General features: G+C 74.6%; 19 protein-coding genes and 1 pseudogene. 7 read left to right on the forward strand and 13 right to left on the reverse strand.

Annotated features, from left to right (window positions below; translation table 11 throughout):
- Together GA0070613_RS05795 and GA0070613_RS05800 are read right to left on the reverse strand one after the other, a co-directional pair.
- Entirely contained in the window at nucleotides 1–2172 is a 2172-nt protein-coding gene (locus tag GA0070613_RS05795; RefSeq protein WP_089011349.1) for an APC family permease, read from the reverse strand.
- Between the two features lie 72 nt (nucleotides 2173–2244).
- Entirely contained in the window at nucleotides 2245–3201 is a 957-nt protein-coding gene (locus GA0070613_RS05800; RefSeq protein WP_089011350.1) for a DMT family transporter, read from the reverse strand.
- 105 nt (nucleotides 3202–3306) lie between these two features.
- On the opposite strand from GA0070613_RS05800, the gene GA0070613_RS05805 reads away from it, so the two are divergent.
- Nucleotides 3307–4020, forward strand: coding sequence for an HAD family hydrolase (locus GA0070613_RS05805; RefSeq protein ID WP_089011351.1), 714 nt, complete (start codon nucleotides 3307–3309; stop codon nucleotides 4018–4020).
- 42 nt (nucleotides 4021–4062) lie between these two features.
- On the opposite strand, the gene GA0070613_RS05810 is transcribed toward GA0070613_RS05805, so the two are convergent.
- A complete protein-coding gene (locus tag GA0070613_RS05810) occupies nucleotides 4063–4527 on the reverse strand; it encodes a hypothetical protein (RefSeq protein WP_408630989.1) in 465 nt (154 codons plus the stop codon).
- A 198-nt stretch (nucleotides 4528–4725) separates the two neighbouring features.
- Nucleotides 4726–5595 (reverse strand): PhzF family phenazine biosynthesis protein, encoded by an 870-nt coding sequence (locus GA0070613_RS05815; RefSeq protein ID WP_089011353.1) that lies wholly within the window; start codon nucleotides 5593–5595, stop codon nucleotides 4726–4728.
- Nucleotides 5596–5628: 33 nt separating this feature from the next.
- Between GA0070613_RS05815 and GA0070613_RS05820 the strand changes: the two genes are divergently transcribed.
- The 3 genes from GA0070613_RS05820 (at nucleotide 5629) to GA0070613_RS05830 (ending at nucleotide 8760) form a co-directional block, all read left to right on the forward strand.
- Nucleotides 5629–6915, forward strand: a complete 1287-nt coding sequence (locus GA0070613_RS05820; RefSeq protein WP_089011354.1) for a magnesium transporter MgtE N-terminal domain-containing protein — start codon at nucleotides 5629–5631, stop codon at nucleotides 6913–6915.
- Complete coding sequence (locus tag GA0070613_RS05825) at nucleotides 6908–7519, forward strand: DUF1003 domain-containing protein (protein WP_089011355.1); 612 nt, start codon at nucleotides 6908–6910, stop codon at nucleotides 7517–7519. Before GA0070613_RS05820 ends, GA0070613_RS05825 begins: the two co-directional genes overlap by 8 nt.
- Nucleotides 7520–7611: 92 nt before the next feature.
- The gene (locus tag GA0070613_RS05830; protein ID WP_089011356.1) at nucleotides 7612–8760 is read left to right on the forward strand and encodes an Mrp/NBP35 family ATP-binding protein; all 1149 of its coding nucleotides are present in this window, start codon (nucleotides 7612–7614) and stop codon (nucleotides 8758–8760) included.
- Between the two features lie 17 nt (nucleotides 8761–8777).
- On the opposite strand, the gene GA0070613_RS05835 is transcribed toward GA0070613_RS05830, so the two are convergent.
- Both GA0070613_RS05835 and GA0070613_RS05840 read right to left on the reverse strand, forming a co-directional pair.
- A complete protein-coding gene (locus tag GA0070613_RS05835; protein WP_089011357.1) occupies nucleotides 8778–9203 on the reverse strand; it encodes a Sec-independent protein translocase family protein in 426 nt (141 codons plus the stop codon).
- Nucleotides 9204–9275: 72 nt separating this feature from the next.
- Complete coding sequence (locus GA0070613_RS05840) at nucleotides 9276–10586, reverse strand: S1C family serine protease (protein ID WP_172875958.1); 1311 nt, start codon at nucleotides 10584–10586, stop codon at nucleotides 9276–9278.
- A 253-nt stretch (nucleotides 10587–10839) separates the two neighbouring features.
- On the opposite strand from GA0070613_RS05840, the gene GA0070613_RS05845 reads away from it, so the two are divergent.
- Entirely contained in the window at nucleotides 10840–11448 is a 609-nt protein-coding gene (locus GA0070613_RS05845; RefSeq protein ID WP_172875959.1) for an O-methyltransferase, read from the forward strand.
- Between the two features lie 58 nt (nucleotides 11449–11506).
- Here GA0070613_RS05845 and GA0070613_RS05850 read toward each other — a convergent pair whose 3' ends face one another.
- Entirely contained in the window at nucleotides 11507–12976 is a 1470-nt protein-coding gene (locus tag GA0070613_RS05850) for a leucyl aminopeptidase family protein (protein WP_089011359.1), read from the reverse strand.
- A gap of 144 nt (nucleotides 12977–13120) precedes the next feature.
- Nucleotides 13121–13288 carry a DUF3117 domain-containing protein gene (locus GA0070613_RS05855; protein ID WP_007455245.1) on the reverse strand — a complete coding sequence of 56 codons (168 nt, stop codon included), beginning with the start codon at nucleotides 13286–13288 and terminating at the stop codon, nucleotides 13121–13123.
- 188 nt (nucleotides 13289–13476) lie between these two features.
- Here GA0070613_RS05855 and GA0070613_RS05860 point away from each other — a divergent pair, with 188 nt between their 5' ends.
- Nucleotides 13477–14295, forward strand: coding sequence for a PaaX family transcriptional regulator (locus GA0070613_RS05860; protein ID WP_089011360.1), 819 nt, complete (start codon nucleotides 13477–13479; stop codon nucleotides 14293–14295).
- Between the two features lie 4 nt (nucleotides 14296–14299).
- Complete coding sequence (locus tag GA0070613_RS05865) at nucleotides 14300–15091, forward strand: enoyl-CoA hydratase/isomerase family protein (RefSeq protein ID WP_089011361.1); 792 nt, start codon at nucleotides 14300–14302, stop codon at nucleotides 15089–15091.
- A gap of 27 nt (nucleotides 15092–15118) precedes the next feature.
- Here the strand turns inward: GA0070613_RS05865 and GA0070613_RS05870 are convergent, their stop codons facing one another.
- The 5 genes and pseudogenes from GA0070613_RS05870 to GA0070613_RS05890 all read right to left on the reverse strand — a co-directional run.
- The gene (locus GA0070613_RS05870) at nucleotides 15119–15871 is read right to left on the reverse strand and encodes an SDR family NAD(P)-dependent oxidoreductase (RefSeq protein WP_089011362.1); all 753 of its coding nucleotides are present in this window, start codon (nucleotides 15869–15871) and stop codon (nucleotides 15119–15121) included.
- A 64-nt stretch (nucleotides 15872–15935) separates the two neighbouring features.
- Nucleotides 15936–16559 carry a hypothetical protein gene (locus GA0070613_RS05875; RefSeq protein WP_089011363.1) on the reverse strand — a complete coding sequence of 208 codons (624 nt, stop codon included), beginning with the start codon at nucleotides 16557–16559 and terminating at the stop codon, nucleotides 15936–15938.
- A 62-nt stretch (nucleotides 16560–16621) separates the two neighbouring features.
- Complete coding sequence (locus GA0070613_RS05880) at nucleotides 16622–17206, reverse strand: DNA-3-methyladenine glycosylase I (RefSeq protein ID WP_089011364.1); 585 nt, start codon at nucleotides 17204–17206, stop codon at nucleotides 16622–16624.
- Between the two features lie 40 nt (nucleotides 17207–17246).
- Nucleotides 17247–17744, reverse strand: a complete 498-nt coding sequence (locus GA0070613_RS05885) for an SRPBCC family protein (RefSeq protein WP_089011365.1) — start codon at nucleotides 17742–17744, stop codon at nucleotides 17247–17249.
- 113 nt (nucleotides 17745–17857) lie between these two features.
- Nucleotides 17858–18466 (reverse strand): annotated as a pseudogene (locus GA0070613_RS05890) (DivIVA domain-containing protein); the annotation flags it as partial.
- Nucleotides 18467–18589 lie beyond the last annotated feature (123 nt).

Raw genomic sequence — 18589 nt, forward strand, 5'->3', positions numbered from 1 at the left:
TCAGTCGGAGATGTGCACCGGGACGCTGGTGACCACCACCCCCGGCAGCGCCCGCAGGGCGGACCGCAGCCGTTGCTCGGCCCGGCTGTGCAGCGGCCGAACCCAGCGGCGGCGCAGCACCACCTCCGGCACGATCACGGTCAACGTCAGCTCCGCCCGAGCGGCGTGCAGCGCCTCCAAATAGTGCGCCAGCGGCCCGATCACCGCCCGGTACGGCGACACGATCGTCTCCAGCCGCACGTGGTCACCCCAGGCCCGCCACTGCTCGCGGAACCGGTCCGCCTCGGCGTCCTCCGGGGCGATGTGCACGGCCAGCGTGGGCTGGCCCAGCGAGGCCGCGTACGCCAGCGCGCGCAGCGACGCCCGGTTCAACCGGGCCACCGGCACGATCACCAGGTGGCGTACCTCCTGGGGCAGTTCCTCGCCCTCGACGGGCCGGTCGTCCGCCGCGGACCCGGCGGTCGGCGGCGGGTGCAGCGCCAGCGCCCGGTCCAGCGTGGCGTAGTGCCGGTGGATCCGGCGGAAGAGCAGCACCAGCAGCGGTACGGCGACCACCACGACCCAGGCGCCCTCGGCGAACTTGGCGACCGCGGCGGTCAGCAGCACCAGACCGGAGAGCGCGGCGCCGAGCGCGTTCAAGGCCAGCCGACGCCGCCAGCCCCGGCCCCGGTGGCGCCGCCAATGCTCCACCATGCCGGCCTGGGAGAGGGTGAACGCGAGGAAGACCCCGACCGCGTAGAGCGGGATCAGCGCCTCGGTGTGTCCGCCGAACACCACGAAGATGACCGTCGCCGCGAGGCTGAGCGCGACCAGACCGTTGCCGAACTCCAGCCGGTCACCCAGGTGCAGGAAGCGGCGGGGCGCGTGACCGGCCCGCGCCATGAAGAAGAGCAGCCGGGGGAAGTCGTTGAACGCGGTGTTCGCGGCCAGCAGCAGGATCAGCGCGGTGGTGGCCTGGAGCAGGGCGTACCAGGGGCCGGTGGGGAAGGTGACCCGGCCGAGCTGGGAGAGCAGGGTCTGGTCCGGGCGGGGCGCCAGGCCGGCCAGGTGGATCAGCACGACCAGCCCGGCGAAGAGGACCACCAGCATGGCGACCATCCAGGCGAGGGTGGTGCGGGCGTTGCGCCACTCGGTGGGCCGGAACGCCGGGACCGCGTTCGACACCGCCTCGATGCCGGTCATCGACACCGCGCCGGAGGCGAACGCGCGCAGCACCAGCAGCAGTCCCAGACCCTCCGCCGCCGGCACCGCCGGCGGGGGCGCCGGCGCGAAGCCCCGGCCCGCAGCGCGCAGGTATCCGACCACCAGCAGCGCCACGAGGGTCACCACGAAGGCGTACGTGGGCAGCACGAAGATGTTGCCGGCGGTACGGACCCCGCGCAGGTTTCCGGCCAGCAGCACGGCGATCACCAGCACGCCGAGCGGCACGGTGGCCGGAGTCAGCCCGGGCAGCGCCGAGGTGACCGCGTGCACCCCGGCCGCCACCGAGACCGAGACGGTCAGTATGTAGTCGAGCATCAGCCCGGCGGCGGCGGCGAGTCCGGCAGTGGCACCGAGGTTGTCACCGGCGACGATGTAGGAGCCGGCGCCGTGCGGATAGGCCGGGATGGTCTGCCGGTACGACAGCCCCACGGCGATCATCAGCACGACCAGCAGGGCGGCCAACGGCAGGGACAGCCCGAGCGCGCCGCCGCCGGCCAGCACCAGCACGGTCAGCATCGCCTCCGGCCCGTACGCGACCGAGCTGAGCAGGTCCGACGAGAGGATCGGCAGGGCCACCAGCTTGCGCATCCGCTCGTACAGCACCGCTGAGCTGCGCAACGGGGGGCCGAAGAGCGCCTGCCGGAGCCGGGTGAGGCCGCGCCCCAGCCGGGAGCCGGGCAGCTGCGCCGGCTCGGTGGCGACCAGTTCGTCCGGCTCCTCGACGGTGAACATCTCGATCGGCGCCAACCGGCCGAAGCGGCTCGGCGCCGGCCGGCGCCCATTGCGGCCCAGCGTCGGGTCGACGGGCAGCTCGCCCGGCCGGCGGGCGCCGCGCCAGCGGTCGCCGATCCGGCGCAGCGTCGCCCGCTCGTCCGGCGCCAGCGGGGGGAACTCGGCCGAGGGCGTGACGACGGTGCCGCGCTCGACCTCGTCGCCCTGCGCGTCCCGCCGGTCCGGTCCCGTTCCCACCCTCCGCACTTTCACGGAAAGTCGCCCTTCCGGCGGCGGAATGGCCACAGTTTCCAGGAAAGTGCGGGGGGGTCACTCGACGAGGGGTCCGGCGTCGGCGGGAACCGCGACCGGTTCGGGGCGGCGGCCGGTGCGGGCGCCGCCGAGGACCACCACGACCACGCCGGCCAGGAGCAGGGCCAGGCCGGGGAGCGCCAGCGGCCGGGGCAGCTGGCCGAGCCACACCCAGGCGATCAGGGCCGCGCCGGGCGCCTCCAGCAGGATCAGCACGCTGATCGTGGTGGCGGAGATCCGGCGCAGGGCGTAGTTGAACATCGAGTGGCCGAGCAGCTGGGCGCCGGCCACCAGGCCGAGGATGGCCAGCCAGGTGCCGCCGTCGTAACCGTGCAGGCGTACCCCGCCGAGCAGACAGACCACCAGCAGGATCGCGGCGCAGATCCCGTAGCAGATGGTGGTGTACGTGGTGGTGCTGATGGTGGCCCGGGCCCGCTCGCCGAAGGCGGTGTAGACGGCGGCGAACATCCCGCCCGCCACGGCGAGCAGGTCACCGGCGAAGGCCCGGCCGGAGGCGCCGAAGTCGGCGCCGGTGGCCAGCGCCGCGCCGACCACCGCCACCGCGATGCCCGCCCACACCGCCACCGGCAGGCGTCGGCCCTGCCAGCGGGCGATCAGCCCCTGCCACACGGGCTGCGTCGCGCCGAGCGCGGTGGCCGCTGCGACCGAGGTGAGCTGCGCGCTCGGCATCCAGGTGGCGAAGTGCGCGGCCAGCGCCACCCCGGACAGCACGCAGTACAGGCCCTCCCGCCGGCCGGCGCCGACGGTCAGCGCGCGGAACTCCGCCCGCCGCCGGGCCAGCGAGAACGGGCCGAGCACGGCCACCGAGAGCAGGTTCCGCCAGAACGCGATGGCCAGGGCGGGGGCGGCCGCGAAGGCGACCAGCGGGGCGGAGGACGAGACGGCCGCGACGGCGACCACGACCACGCCGACGGTCAGCGGATCCAGGGGCGGGCGGTGCGGAACGGTGGACACGGAGAGCAATCCTCACACGTCAGCGGACAGCACGGACCGTCAGGACTCCGTTACGCTCATGCCCGTCCGCGCCGGCGACCCCTCGACGCCCGGAGGCGCTCCACCATGCCCAGGTTCCAAGCGGTGCTGTTCGACTTCTTCGGCACGCTCACCCGGCCCGTCCAGCGCGGCGCCGCCCACCGCTGGACCGCCGAGCTGCTCGGCTGCCCGAGCGACACCCTGGTCGAGGTGCTCGACCGCACCTACTACCAGCGGGCCAGCGGGCTGCTCGGCAACGCCGAGGCGACCCTGCGCTGGGTCTGCGACCAGGCCGGCGTCCACCCGTCGGACGGGGCGGTACGCGCCGCCGTCGCGTCCCGCCACCGGGCCGTACGCGCCGACACCCGGCTGCGCGACGAGGCGGTGCCGGTGCTGGCCGGCCTGCGCCAGCGGGGCGTACGCACCGGGCTGATCAGCGACTGCACCCACGAACTGCCGGCGTTCCTGCCCCAACTGGCGATCGCCCCGCTGCTGGACGTTCGGGTCTTCTCGGTACAGGTGGGGCGCTGCAAGCCGGACCTGGCGCTCTACCTGGCCGCGTGCCGGCGGCTCGAACTGGCCCCGGCCGACTGTCTCTACGTGGGCGACGGCGGCAGTCAGGAACTCACCGGGGCCGAGCGGGCCGGGATGACGGCGGTCCGGCTGGCCGCGCCGGACCTGGCCGAACACCTGGTCTTCAACGCCGAGCGGGGCTGGGCGGGCCCGGTGCTGAATTCGCTGACCGAGGCGCTCGAGCTGGTCGACCCGGCCGTCGAGCCGATCGCCTCCGCCCTCCCCTGACCCGGCTCCAGACGTGCCGGCCCCAGGGGTGACGCGAGCGGGTCAGCGGCGGCGGACCTTGTGCAGCCGGAACGGCTTACGGGTGGCCCGCACCACCGGGGCCGGCCGGGGCTCCTCCGCCAGCGACTCCGCCGGCAGGTCGGCACCCGCGACGGGCGCACCCGCCGGCGCCAGCCGGTTCAGCGCACAGCCCTCGGCCGCCCACCGGTCGGCCAGCTCGGCCGAGGGACCGGGCGCGTTCAGCCGCTTCGCCGCGACCAGCGGCGCGGCCGTGGTCCACTCCTCGGTGCCGGGCCGCAGCCGGGTCACCCGGGCCGGCCAGGTGACGATCTGTCCGCCGTGGTCGCCGCGGAGGATGACCCGCGCCTCGGTGGCGTCGGCCAGGCCGGGCGCGGACTGTTCGCCGGGCCCGGTGACGACGAGGAGCGCGCCCTCGAGCGGCAGGCACCACAGCGCGTACGCCGGCCCGCCGCCGACACTCACCCAGCAGACGGCCGCCTTCTTCATCGCCTCGTCGACCAGCGGCGTCGTCCCACGGCTGTCCAGCTCGTCCGTCACACCGGCATCCTCTCGTACGCCCCGCCGGCCGGTCCGGCGAAGACCGCACCCTCGGCGGCACGCTATCGCCCGCGACCGCGCCTCACCAGGCGGGCGCGGGTACCGGTCCGGGCGGATCGTCCCGCTCCCCGTCCCGGCACGTCCGCCTCAGCCCACGAAGGGTGGGACGGCGATCTCGCCGCGGGCCACCGGCATCACCTGGCCGGAGACGGTGGCGCCGACCGCCGAGCCGCCGAGCGCGGTCACGGTGCAGGCCAACGCGGACGGCCGGTTGATCTCGACGCCCTGGCGGACCGCGTAGGCCGAGCTGCCCTCGCCGGGGAGCAGTCCGCTGGCCACCAGCCAGACGCCGAGCCCGAGGGCGGCCGAGCCGGTCGCCGGGTCCTCCGGCACGCCGAGGCCCGGCACGAAGACCCGGGCGTGCGCGGTTTGCGCGCCGGCGTTCCAGGAGAAGACGCTCACGTGCTCCACGCCGTACCGCTCCGCCGCCGCTGCGTTCACCCGGGCGCGGGCCACCGCGTCCGGGCGTACCGGAAGGTAGGGGAACTCCAGCCCGCAGCCGGCCACCCGTGGCGCGGGGCCGGCGTGGTCGGCGGCGGTGAGCCCGGCCATCTCCAGCAGTGGCTCCGGGTCGAGCTCGGGGCCGAGGGTGGGCGTGCCGCCGGTGAGCGTCGCGCCGGTCGCGGTCACCTCGATCGGCAGCACGCCGGCGCCGCACTCCTGGGTGACCCGGCCCACCCCGAACATCCCGCGTCGGCTTGCGGTGACCGCGGCGCCGACGCTGGGGTGCCCGGCGAACGGCAGCTCGTCGGCCGGAGTGAAGATCCGCGCGCGGTAGGTCGCCCCGACCTGTGTGGGCGGCAGCACGAACACCGTCTCGGACAGGTTGAACTCCAGCGCGAGCGCCTGCATCTGCTCGGTGGCCAGCCCTTCGGCGCCGAACACCACGGCCAGGGGGTTGCCGGCGAAGGGACGGTCGGTGAAGACGTCCACGATCTCGTAGGCCAAGGTCGACATGTTGATAAACACTAGGCCTTTAGGCTGGTGCCCGTGAGCACGCCGAACCGGGTCTACATCGCCCGACTCGCCGGAGTCGCCGTCTTCGACCCGAACGGTGACCAGGTGGGCCGGGTGCGCGACGCGGTGGCCCGGCTCCGGCCGACCCAACGTCCGCCGGAGGTGGTGGGGCTGGTCGCCGAGATGCCGATGCGGCGGCGGATCTTCCTCTCCATCAACCGGATCACCTCCATCGACGCGGACGCCGTCGTGCTCGGCAGCGGCACCCTCAACCTGCGCCGCTTCGAGAAGCGCCCGAACGAGCTGCTGGTGCTCCAGGAGCTGCTCGACCGGCGGGTCCAGCTCGAGCCGGGCGGCCAGCCGGGCACGGTGGTCGACGTGGCGATGGAGCAGAGCCGGGGCAGCGAATGGTCGCTGACCCGGGTCGCGGTCCGCGAGCAGACCGGACGGCTCACCCGCCGCGGCCACCTGCACCAGGTCGAGTGGGACCGGGTGCGCGGCCTGAGCGACATCGCCGCCAACCGGGGTACGGCCAACCTGCTCGCCGTGCTGGAGGACATGCGCCCCGCCGACCTGGCCAACGCCCTGCAGGACCTGCCCGACGCCCGGCGCAACGAGGTCGCCGCCGCGCTGGACGACGAGCGGCTGGCCGACGTGCTCAGCGAACTGCCCGAGCACGACCAGGTGGAGATCCTGGCCGCGCTGGACCGGGAACGCGCCGCCGACGTGCTGGAGGAGATGGACCCGGACGACGCCGCCGACCTCCTCAACGAGCTGCCCCCGCCCGAGCAGGACGTGCTGCTCGACCTGATGGAGCCGGACGAGGCCGACCCGGTCCGCCAATTGCTGCGCTACGCCTCGGGCACGGCCGGCAGCGTGATGACGTCGGAGCCGGTGATCCTGCCGCCGGACGCCACCGTCGCGGAGGCGCTCGCCCGGATCCGGGAGGAACAGCTCTCCCCCGCGGTGGCCGCGCAGGTCTTCGTGACCCGGGCGCCGATGACCACCCCCACGGGGCGGTACCTGGGCATGGTCCACTTCCAGCGGCTGCTCCGCGAGCCCCCGGCGGACCTGCTGGGCGGGGTGGTGGTCAACGACATCGACCCGCTCCGGCCGACCACGCCGCTGCCCGAGATCACCCGCCGGATGGCCACCTACGACCTGGTGGCCATGCCGGTGGTGGACCGCAGCAACCGGCTGGTCGGGGCGGTCACCGTGGACGACGTGCTGGACCACTCGCTGCCCCCCGACTGGCGGGACCGGGACGCCGTAGCGGCCCCGTCCGCCGCCGAGGCAGAGCCGGACGGCACCGATGGCTGAGCAGCGACGGGCCGAGCGGCTGGACCAGCCGCGCGAGCCCCGGGGCGTCAAGCTGCCCCGGTTCGACCCGGAGGCGTTCGGCCGGTGGTCCGAGGGCATCGCCCGGGGCATGGGCACGGCGAACTTCATCGTCTACATGACGGTGGTGATCGCCGCCTGGTTCGCCTGGAACACGCTGGCCCCGACGAACCTGCAGTTCGACCCGTACACCTTCACGTTCCTGACCCTGGTGCTGTCGTTGCAGGCCTCGTACGCGGCGCCGCTGATCCTGCTGGCGCAGAACCGGCAGGCGGACCGGGACCGGGTGGCGCTGGAGGAGGACCGGCGGCGGGCGACCGCGCAGAAGGCGGACACCGAGTACCTGGCCCGGGAGATCGCCGCGCTGCGGATCGCGATGGGCGAGGTGGCCACCCGGGACTTCGTCCGCTCCGAGCTGACCCGGCTCGCCGAGGAGTTGGACGAGGCGGCACAGCGCCGGCAGAAGCTGGAACGCCGGCAGCAGGAGCGGGCGAGCCAGCGGCCGGGCGGCGGCGCGCCGCTGGACGAGCCACGGGACGACCTGGACGGCGACTTCGCCGCCCGGGACCGCCGCCCGGAGGGCTGAGCCCGACCAGGCACCGGTAGGTGCCATCGATTCGCTCACACCGGCCACCGCCAGCGGCGGCCGCCGATGACCACCGACGTAACATTGCCGGCATGTCAGCACCCGTCAGCACCGTCTCCGACGCGATCCAGGCCGCCCTGGCCACCGTCAACGACCCGGAGATCCGTCGGCCGATCACCGAGCTGGGCATGGTCCGGTCCGCCGTGGTGGGCGACGACGGCGTCGTCCGGGTCGAGCTGCTGCTCACCGTCGCCGGCTGCCCGCTGAAGGACAAGCTGCGCAGCGACATCACCGCCGCCGTGGCCGCGGTGGCCGGTGTGACGGGTGTCGAGATCGAGTTCGGCGTGATGAGCCCCGAGCAGCGCCAGGAGCTCCAGTCGAAGCTGCGCGGCGGCGGTGCCACCCAGGAGCCGGTGATCCCGTTCGCCCAGCCCGGCTCCCGCACCCGGGTGTACGCCGTGGCCAGTGGCAAGGGCGGCGTCGGCAAGTCCAGCGTCACGGTCAACCTGGCCGCCGCGCTGGCCGCCCGCGGCCTCGCCGTCGGCGTGGTCGACGCCGACATCTACGGCCACTCGGTGCCCCGGATGCTCGGCGCGGAGGGCAGCCCGACCCGGGTCGAGGACATGATCATGCCGCCGCAGTCGCACGGCGTGAAGGTCATCTCGATCGGCATGTTCACCCCGGGCAACGCGGCGGTGGTCTGGCGCGGTCCGATGCTGCACCGGGCGTTGCAGCAGTTCCTCGCCGACGTGTACTGGGGCGACCTGGACATCCTGCTGCTGGACCTGCCGCCGGGCACCGGCGACATCGCCATCTCGGTGGCCCAGTTGCTCCCCAACGCCGAGATCCTGGTGGTCACCACCCCGCAGGCCGCGGCCGCCGAGGTCGCCGAGCGGGCCGGCGCGATCGCGCTGCAGACCCACCAGCGGGTGGTCGGGGTCATCGAGAACATGTCCTGGATGGAGCTGCCGGACGGCTCGCGGGTGGAGGTCTTCGGCGCCGGCGGCGGCGAGGCGGTCTCCGAGTCGCTGAGCCGGACCATCGGCGCGCAGGTGCCGCTGCTGGGTCAGATCCCGCTCGACACCCGGGTCCGCGAGGGCGGCGACGCCGGCACCCCGATCGTGCTGGCCGAGCCGGACGCCCCGGCCGCCAGGGCGCTCAACCAGGTCGCCGACCGCCTGGCGGTCCGCCGCGAGTCCCTCCTCGGCAAGCCGCTCGGCCTGAAGCCCGCCGGCCGCTGACCTCGCGCCCGACCGGGTCAGGTGGCGTCGTCGTAGCTGGGACGGGGGGCCGGGGCGGGGGCGGTGCCGCCCGTCGCGGTGGCGGGGCGGGTGCCGTTGCCGCGCAGGTCGGCCGCGTTCGCGACGTCCTTCAGCTCGTTGTGCACTCCGGTGACGTCCGAGCGCAGGTTGTCGTACACGCTCTGCAGGGGCTTCCGGATGGCCTGCTCGTCCTCCTCGGTGAGCAGGTGCTTCCGGATGAACGCCTTCGGGTGCAGATCCTCCAGCTGGATGTCGGTGCCCAGCTCGCGGCTCAGGTCGCCGGTGGCGTTGCGGGCCATGTTGCGGAGGTTGCGGACCATCCGGAGGCCGTCGTTGATCACGACGGGCAGCCGGTCGCCGAAGATCAGCAGCGCCAGGAGCAGCAGCGCACCGATCTCCCACCAGTTCAGGTTGTCGAGCACTCCGGCCTCCTCGTCCGTCTCACGACAAGACTACGCACGTCCGGGGCCGCTCCGGGAGGGGGTGACCGGTGCTCACTTCGCATCCGCGGCGAGTGTCACCGAGGCGTTCTGGCGGGCGGATCCCCGCTGGTACTCGACCGTCACCACCGAGCCGGGCGCGTACTTGCGGACCAGGGCGACCAGGTCGGTCGGCTCGGTCATCGGCCGGCCGTTCAGCCGCAGGATCACGTCGCCGGCCTTCAGTCCGGCCGCCGCCGCCGGGCCGGACGGCTCCACCGCGTTGAGGCGTACGCCGGCGCCGGCCGCCGCGCCCGTGCCGCCGACCTGGGCGCCGATCACCGTACGCCGGGCCTTGCCGGTGCCGATGATGTCCTGGGTGACCCGTTTGGCCTGGTTGATCGGGATGGCGAAGGCGAGCCCGATGTTGCCGGCCTCCTGCCCGTCGGCGACCAGCGACTTGATCGTCGAGTTCACCCCGACCACCCGGCCGGCCCCGTCGACCAGCGGACCGCCGGAGTTGCCGTGGTTGACCGCCGCGTCGGTCTGGATCGCCGCGTAGTAGCGCACCGGGCCGCCCGGCTCGCCGGCCTGCATCGTCCGGTCCAGGGCGCTGACGATGCCCGCGGTGACCGTGTTGGCCAGCGAGAGCGGCGATCCGATGGCGAGCACCGGGTCGCCGACGGCCAGCGCGTCGGAGTCGCCGAACTGCACCGGCTTGAGCCCGGCACGGGACACCTTGATCACCGCGATGTCCGACTCCGGGTCCTGCCCCACCACGGTCGCCGGGGTGGAGCTGCCGTCGTTGAAGACCACCGTGGCCTTGCCGGTGCCGCCCGCGACCACGTGGTCGTTGGTGATCACGTGCCCGTCCGCGCTGGCGATGAAGCCGGAACCCTCGCTGGTCCCGCCCAGGCTGGCCACCCGGACGGTGACCACGCTGGGCAGGACCCTCTCGGCGACGCCGGCCAGTGACTCCGGCCTGCGCTGGGCCAGGGCCGGGGCCTCGGCGGGACGGGCGCCGAGCACCGTGGCGCCACCCCCACCGCGCAGGAAGGCGTAGGTCAGGGCGCTGCCGAGCGACCCGGCCAGCAACGCGGTGATCAGCGAGATCAGCACGACCTGGCGCAGCTTCGGGCGGCCGGGGGCGTCCGGGTCGGTGACCGGCTCCGGCTCGCTGCCGTCGGCGGGGACGGCCGGCACCACCACCGCGGCGGGCGCGTACGGGTCGCGCCAGGGGTCGGCGAGCGCGTCGGACCACCAGGGCGATGTCGGGCCACCCCCGTACGGCCCTGGCGAGGACCCGGACGCCGGCGGTCCCGCCGGTGCCGGAGTTCCGCCGGGCTGGCGCCAGTCCCAGCCGTCGGTCACGTCGGTGCCTCCCAGTCCGTCCCGCATCCCGCGCCGCGATCCGGCGGAGCCGTCCGGCAACGCCGCGCGGGATACCGTCCAGGATTGCACGGATGCCCCGGGTGGAGTCAGCGGTTGCCCCCGTGATCGTCATGCGACGGACTCGCGGCTGCGCCCCTCGGGTCCCGCCTCTAGGCTCATACCGCCAACCCGCCCCCGCACCACTCCCGCCGCCCGGAGGTGTCCCATCGCCACGGTCGCCAGTCCCGGCAACTCGACGGCCCAGGCCCTGCAGTTCGCCGAGTCCTACGTCACCGAGGATCTGGTGCTGCGGACCGCCCGCAGCCTCGCCCGCGAGGTGGGTGTCGACGCGGTGACGCCGGGCGCCGGCGCCGCGCTGCGACTGCTCGCCGCCGCCGGCAACGCCCGGGCGGTGGTGGAGATCGGCACCGGCACCGGAGTCAGTGGGGTCTGGCTGCTGCGCGGGATGCGGCCCGACGGGGTGCTCACCACCATCGACGTGGAGGTGGAGCACCAGCGGATCGCCCGACGGATCTTCGTCGAGGCGGGGTTTCCGTCGGGGCGTACCCGGATCATCACCGGCCGGGCCTTCGACGTGCTGCCGCGGCTCGCGGATGGTGCCTACGACCTGGTCTTCGTCGACGCCGAGGCGACCGGCTTCACCGCCTGCGTGGACGCCGCGCTGCGGCTGCTGCGGCCCGGCGGGGTGCTCGCGCTCAACGGCACGCTGGCCGGCGGGCGGATCGGCGACCCGGCTGCCCGCGACGTCGAGACGGTCACCGTCCGGGAGACGATCAAGGCGATCCGGGAGTCGGAGCACTGGATCCCGGCACTGCTCCCGGTCGGGCACGGCCTGCTCGCCGCCGTGAAGTGCTGAGCCGATCCCGCGTCCGGCGCACCGCCAGGTCCGTCGGGCGCGGGGCCGGGCCGGGCCGTCAGCCCAGCGTGGCCAGCCAGCGCAGCAACCCGCGTACGCCCCAGCCGGTGGCGCCCCGGGTCAGCTCGGCGTCGTCCTCCTCCGCCCAGGAGGGGGCGGACATGTCGACGTGCACCCAGCGGTCCCGCAGGTCACCGGTGAACTCCCGGAGGAAGAGCGCGGCGGTCACCGAGCCGGCCCCCCGGGCCGGGGAGCTGTGCAGGTCGGCCAGCTCGCTGCCCAGGTACTCCACGTAGTCGGCCGGCAGCGGCATCCGCCAGGCGTGCTCTCCGGCGGCCTCGATCGCGGTCAGCAGGTCGGCGGCGAGCTGGTCGTTCTCGCTGTAGAGGGCGCCGTGCCGCTTGCCCAGGGCCACCGCGTTGGCGCCGGTCAGCGTCGCCAGGTCGACCAGCAGGTCGGGTTCGAGCTCCCGGACCGCGTACGCCATCGCGTCGGCGAGCACCAGCCGCCCCTCGGCGTCGGAGTTGGTGGTCTCGCTGGTCAGGCCGCCGTAGTGGCGGACGATGTCGCCGGGGCGGAACGCGGACCCACTGACCATGTTCTCCGCCAGCGGCGTCAGCGTGGTGATCCGCACCGGCAGCCGGAGCGCTGCGGCGCCCAGCGTCGCGGCGAGCACGGCGGCGGCGCCGGCCATGTCCTTGCGCATCAGCTTCATCGCCGGCACCGGCTTGATCGAGATGCCGCCGCTGTCGAAGGTGATCCCCTTGCCCACCAGCACGACGTGGCTACGCGCGTCCGCCGGGCGCCAGTCCAGCTCGACCAGGCGGGGACCGCTGGCCGAGCCTCGGCCCACGGCGAGGATTCCGCCGAACCCCTCGGCCGCCAGTTCCTCCGGCTCCCGTACCCGCAGGCGCAGATCCGGCCGGCCGGCCACGGCCGTCTCGACCTGCTCGACGAACCACTGCGGGTTCTTCACGGAGGAGGGGGTGTTGGTCAGGTCCCGGGCCAGCCGGGTCATCTCGGCGGTGGTCCGGGCCGCCGCCAGGGTCGGGGCGAGCGCGTCCGGGTCGGCCACCACGACGTCCACCTCGGCCAGCGCGGGCGCGCCGCCGGCGTCGGTCATCCGGAACCGGTACGACCCCAGCAGCAGCCCTTCGGCCAGGCCGCGCAGCGCCGCCGCGGCGTCGGCCGGAAGCATCACCGTGACATACGTCTCATCCCTGGCGGCTCGGGCGAGCGCCGCGCCGGCGGTCCGCCAGCCCCGCTCGTCGCCCTCGCCGACGCCGAGCAGCACCAGCCGCTGCGGCGTCCCGCCGAGTCGCAGGTGCTCGCGCAGCTCGCCGGCGCGCCCGGTCAGGCGCGCGGCGGGCAGCAGGGCGTCCGCCTCGGCCCGCACATCGCCGGGCGGCGGGGTGGTCGGGACCAGCGCGGCCGGGGCGTCCGCGCCCTCGGCCGGCCCGACGGGACGAATGGGCAGCACGAGGGTGTCGAGCCGCGCGGGCTCGCTCACCAGACGAATGGCCAGCACGCTCGACCGGACCTCCAGAAAGTTCGCGAACCGGGACAGACTGCCGCTTCCCGGCCTGTGAAGACCCTGAGCCACCGGCCGGGCCGGTGGCTCAGGGCAGGACGAACCGTCCGCACGGCGTGCGCCGCGCGGACCGCTCCTCGATCAGCCGGCGGCTGCCTTCAGCGCGTCACCGAGCGCGTTGGCCTCGTCGGGAGTCATCTCGACGACGAGCCGGCCACCACCCTCCAGCGGGACCCGCATCACGATGCCCCGGCCCTCCTTGGTGACTTCCAGCGGACCGTCGCCCGTCCGCGGCTTCATCGCCGCCATGTTGTCTCCCCTCAGACCTACACCAGGGTCGGTGGGTTGCCCCACAGCCACTTCGCCATCACCGCCGCAGCCTTCGCGGGGTGTCGACCAATGATTTTCCCTGATGAACACCGCCGGACCCAAACCGAAGCAGCATTGATGTAACAGCATCTAGCTTATCCTGGATAGGCCTGTCACAATGTGCGGTCATGCAGGCACGGTCGGCACTCTTCGACCTGTACGGCGACCACCTCCGGGCGAGGGGTGGGCGCGCACCCGTCGCCGCCCTGGTCAAGCTGCTGGCGCCGCTCGGGATCGCACCTCCGGCCGTGCGCACCGCGGTCTCCCGGATGGTCCGCCAGGGCTGGCTCGACCCGCTCCGGCTGGCCTCCGGCCCGGGATATTCGATCACACCCAAGGCCGCCCGCAGACTCGACGAGGCGGCCGCCCGGATCTACCGGACCGGACGGCACAGCTGGGACGGCCGGTTCGACCTGCTGGTCCTGGCGGCCCCCGCCTCCCGCCGGGACCGCCAGCGGCTCGCCGCCAACCTGACCTTCCTCGGCTACGGCACGCTCGACGACTGCACCTGGGTGGCCACCCGCCCCGGGGAGGACGTGGACGTCCTGCTCGCCGAGGCCGGCGTGCGCTACGAGCGGTTCACCGCCGCGCACGCCGCCGGCACCCCGGGAGCGATGGGCGTGGTCCGCCGCGCCTGGGACCTCACCGAGATCGGCCGGGCGTACGAGCGGTTCGCCGCGGAGCAGAAGCCGCTGCTGGCGGGCGTGACCGTACGCAGCAGCGACGAGGAGGCGTACGCGGCCCGGTTCCGGCTCGTGCACGCGTGGCGTACCTTCCTCTTCCGGGACCCGCAGCTCCCCCCGGCGCTGCTCCCCGAGCGCTGGCCGGGCACCAGCGCGGCCAGTTTCTTCGACCGGCACGCGGCCCGGCTCCGGCCGGCCGCCGACCGGTACGTCGAGCACTGCCTCGACGCCAACAACCGCCTCGCCCGACAGAAGGGTCGTTGAGAACGTGACCGAGCCGCTGCTCGTCGACCGCACCGACGCCGTCGTCACCCTGACGCTGAACCGCCCGACGGCGATGAACTCGCTCGACGTGGCGCTCAAGGAGGCGCTCCGGGACACCCTCGCCGAGCTGGAGACCGACCGCTCCTGCCGCGCGGTCGTGCTGGCCGGGGCGGGCGGATCGTTCAGCGCCGGGCAGGATCTCCGCGAGCACGTGCAGACCCTGGAAGCGGCCGACGCCGACCCGCTGGCCACCGTGCGGGCCCACTACAACCCGATCGCCGCCCGGCTGGCCAACCTGCCCAAGCCGGTGGTCGCCGCGGTCCGCGGGATGGCGGCCGGGGCCGGGGCCTCGCTGGCCTTCCTCACCGACTTCCGGATCGGCGGCCCGAAGACGAGGTTCCTGATGGCCTTCGCCGGGGTCGGGCTCGCCGCCGACACCGGCGCCTCCTGGACGCTGCCCCGGCTGGTCGGCCACGCCAAGGCCGTCGAGCTGCTGATGCTCGCCGAGCCGGTGGGCGCCGAGGAGGCCTGCCGGCTGGGCCTGCTGAACAAGCTGGTGGACGACGACGAGCAGGTGCTGCCCACCGCGCAGGAGTTGGCCGCCCGGCTCGCCGCCGGCCCGACCGTGGCGTACGGGGCGATCAAGCGGCAGCTCTCCATCGCCGACGCCGGCACCCTCGCCGATGCCCTCGCCGCCGAGGCGCAGGCCCAGTCGATCTGCGGCGCCACCGCCGACCACAAGGCCGCGACCATGGCCTTCGTGAACAAGCAGAAACCAGTCTTCGAGGGACACTGACCCGGCGTCGCCCGCGACCCGCGGCGGTCAGCGGGCCACGTAGCCGCCGTCGACCGGGACGGTGTGGCCGGTGATCCAGGCGGCCTCGTCGGAGGCGAGGAAGGCGACCACCCCGGCCACGTCGTCCGGGGTGGGGATGCCGGGCTTCGGGTTGAACGACTCCATCTGCCGGCGCATCTGCCCCGGGTCCGGCGCGCTGTCGATGAAGTGCTCCACCAGCGGGGTCAGCACCACCGTCGGGGCGACCGCGTTGACCCGGATGCCGCGCGCCGCGTACTCGATCGCCGCCGAGCGGGTCAGGCCGACCATGCCGGCCTTGGTGAAGGTGTACGGGGAGATGTTCTCCTGGGCGGCCAGCCCGGTGGTGGAGGAGGTGTTCACGATCGCGCCGCCGCCGCCGCGCAGCATCGCCTCGATGCCGTACCGGAGGACGAAGAAGACGCCGTCGCCGTTGACCCGGCGCACCCGCTCCCAGTTCGCCACGTCCATCTCGTGCAGCGGCTGCTGCTGCCCGTCGATGCCGGCGTTGTTGAAGATGACGTCGATCCGGCCGTACCGCTGCATGGCGTCGGCGATGCCCTGCTCCACCGAGGTTGCCTCGCCGGTGTCCATGGTCACCGCGTACCCGTCGGGAAGCCCGGCCGCGACCCGCTCGGCGCCCTCGGCGTCGATGTCGGCGATCACCACCTTGGCCCCCTCGGCGGCGAACCGCCGGGCGGCCGCCTCGCCGAGCCCGGCCGCCCCGCCGGTGACGAGCGCAACCCTGTCCTGAAACCGCATCGGACTCCCTCGCCCGGCCGGCCGGCGCCGGCCCTCCCCGGCACCGTAACCGGGTGCCGGTCGGTCAGTCGTCCTCTTCGGGATCCTGGTTGGCCTCCGCGCCGAGCACGAACGCCTGCATGGCCAGCTCGTCGCCGGAGGGCGAGACGAAGGCGGGCAGCTCACGCGGCCCCAGCTCCTGCACGTACGCCCAGAACAGCCGGACCGCCTCGGCCGGCGAGGCCGCCTCGATCGGCAGGTCCAGGCTGACCAGCCAGGAGCGGCGCGCCGGCGGCGGGCCGAGCCGGTCGGCCAGCTCCCGCCAGGTGGCCACGTCGAGCCCGGTCACCGGCCCGTCGAGGGCCAGGCCGTCCGCCGGCACCGGCTCGTCGAAGACCCGCCGGGTGTACGTCACCACGAGCGCGCCCGGACCGGCCTCGGACTGCGGGTCGTCCGGATCCTCCCGGGTCTCGGCGATGGCCGCGGCGACCCGACCGAGAGCCACCAGCCGGGGCGGTTCGTCGACCAGCACCGCCACCGGGTCGCCGGGCCGGGGCCGGGCCGACCCGTCCAGCCCGGTCAGCTCCAGGGTGTCGTGGTGCACGAGCCGCTCGGCCTCGTACCGCTCGGCGGGCAGCAGCACCGCCCAGGCGCCGGGCCGGCTGCCGCCGTCGATCGTCCCGCTCGCGCGGACCTCGGTGTCGGTCATGGTCCAATCCCATCACGCCGGGTCGGCGCTGGCGGCGCCACATGGGCCGGGCGCCGCCCGCGTCACGCCCCGGCCGGGTCGATGGTCACGTGGCAGCCGATCAGGTGGTCGTCGACCATGCCGGTGGCCTGCATCAGCGCGTACGCGGTGGTCGGGCCGACGAACCGGAAGCCGCGCTTCTTGAGCGCCTTGGCCAGCGAGGTGGACTCCGGGGTGAGCGCCGGCACCTCCGCGAACGACCGGGGCCGGGTGGCCCGGGGCGCCGGCGCGTACGACCAGAGCAGCGCGGAGAGCCCGTCGGGCAGGTCCAGGGCGGCCCGGGCGTTGGCGATGGCCGCCTCGACCTTGGCGCGGTTGCGCACGATGCCGGTGTCGGCGAGCAGGCGGGCGATGTCCGCCTCGCCGTAGCCGGCGACCTTGTCGATGCGGAACTCGTCGAAGGCGATCCGGAACGCGGGTCGCTTGCGCAGAATGGTCAGCCAGGACAGGCCGGACTGGAACGCCTCCAGGGTCAGCCGCTCGTAGAGCGCGTCGTCGCCGCGCAGCGCCCGCCCCCACTCCCTGTCGTGGTAGACGGCGTAATCCGGCGTGCTCGCGCCCCAGGCGCAGCGGGGCAGCCCCTCCGGGCCGGTCACCAGGTCAGTCACGGCCTACACGGTAGGCCAGCCCACCGACAAGACACGGGGGTCAGGGCAGCCGGCCCTGCTCCACCAGCCGGGCGAACTTCTTCAGTGCCTGGGTCAGGCCGAACTTCGAGCCGGGCCAGAGCACCGGCCAGGCGACCCGGCCCGCGGTCCCGCCGGGCAGGTGGAACCACTCGTGCCAGACCACCTGGGTCCGGTCCCGCTCCACCGGGGTGCAGCGCAGCACGCCCGGTCCGCGCAGCAGCCGCCCGCAGTGCACCACCCCGACCTCGTACGGCGCGTCGACCCGGATCACCCGCATCTCGTCGCGGAGCACCGCCGGGCCGAGCGCGGTGACCGCCTCGACCAGGCTGCCCTCGCCACCGTCCCCCTCGACCACCCGGACGGTGGTGAAGGGGATCCAGTCGGACTGCCGTTCCCAGGCGGTCAGCGCCGCGAAGACCCGCTGGGCCGGGGCGTCGACGATCACCGTGGCGGTCACCTCGCCCGCGCCGGGCTGGGCCGCCTCGGCCAGCCCGTCGGCGCCTTCGGGCCCGGTCACGCCGACTCCGACCGGACCGCCGGTCCGCGGTCCCGGTCGTTCCCGTCCTGGCCGGCCTCGTCGGTGCCCGGCGACGCCACGTGCACGCCGGCGGTCGGGTCGGTTGCGGGGGCGGCGGTGGGATCAGCCGGCGCCCGGAGAGAAACGTCGGCCGCCGGCTGGTCGACGGGTGCCGCGGCCGGGACGACCTGGCCGCCGGCGGTCGCCCGGGCGTCGGTGGTCGGCAGCGCTGCCTCGTCCTCGACGGCGGCGGCGGCCGGCGCTTCCGCCACGCCCGCCTCGGCGGTGGAGGCGAGGGCCGGGGTGTCGGCGGCCGGGCTCACCGCGTCGGCCGGGGCGGCGGCGGCGGCGGTAACCGGGCCGCCGGCGGCCGCCTCGCGCGCGTGGCGCAGCGCGTCGGCGTCCGCGGTGCGCCCCTCGCGCAGCGCGAGGACCTCCGCCTCCAACACGCCGATCAGCTCGGACTTGTAGCCGATGTCGTAGGCGGCCCGGCGCATCGCCTGGTCGACCTGGGCCATCCGGTAGCCGCGCAGGGCGGTGTCGAAGCGGACCTCGGCGACGTCCGACTCGTGCAACGGGCGGCTGCTCGGCAGGGGCGCGGCCCGCCCGTCCGGCTCGGCCGGCGCCAGGCCCGGGTCGCGCCCGGAAACCAGCACCGTCACCCCGAACACCACCGCCGCGACGGTCAGCGCGACGACCAAGAGGAGCAGCACCTCACCCATGGGGAGATCGTGGCATGCGGGCCGGTCCCGGGCGAGCCCTCCACCCGCTCCGATCATGATTCGCAACCCCCGGACGGACCGGACGGGGCGGTCGGTGGCGGACCGGATAGCGTCGGGGGCGGC

This window comes from Micromonospora inositola, from assembly GCF_900090285.1.
Classification (GTDB): Bacteria; Actinomycetota; Actinomycetes; order Mycobacteriales; family Micromonosporaceae; genus Micromonospora; species Micromonospora inositola.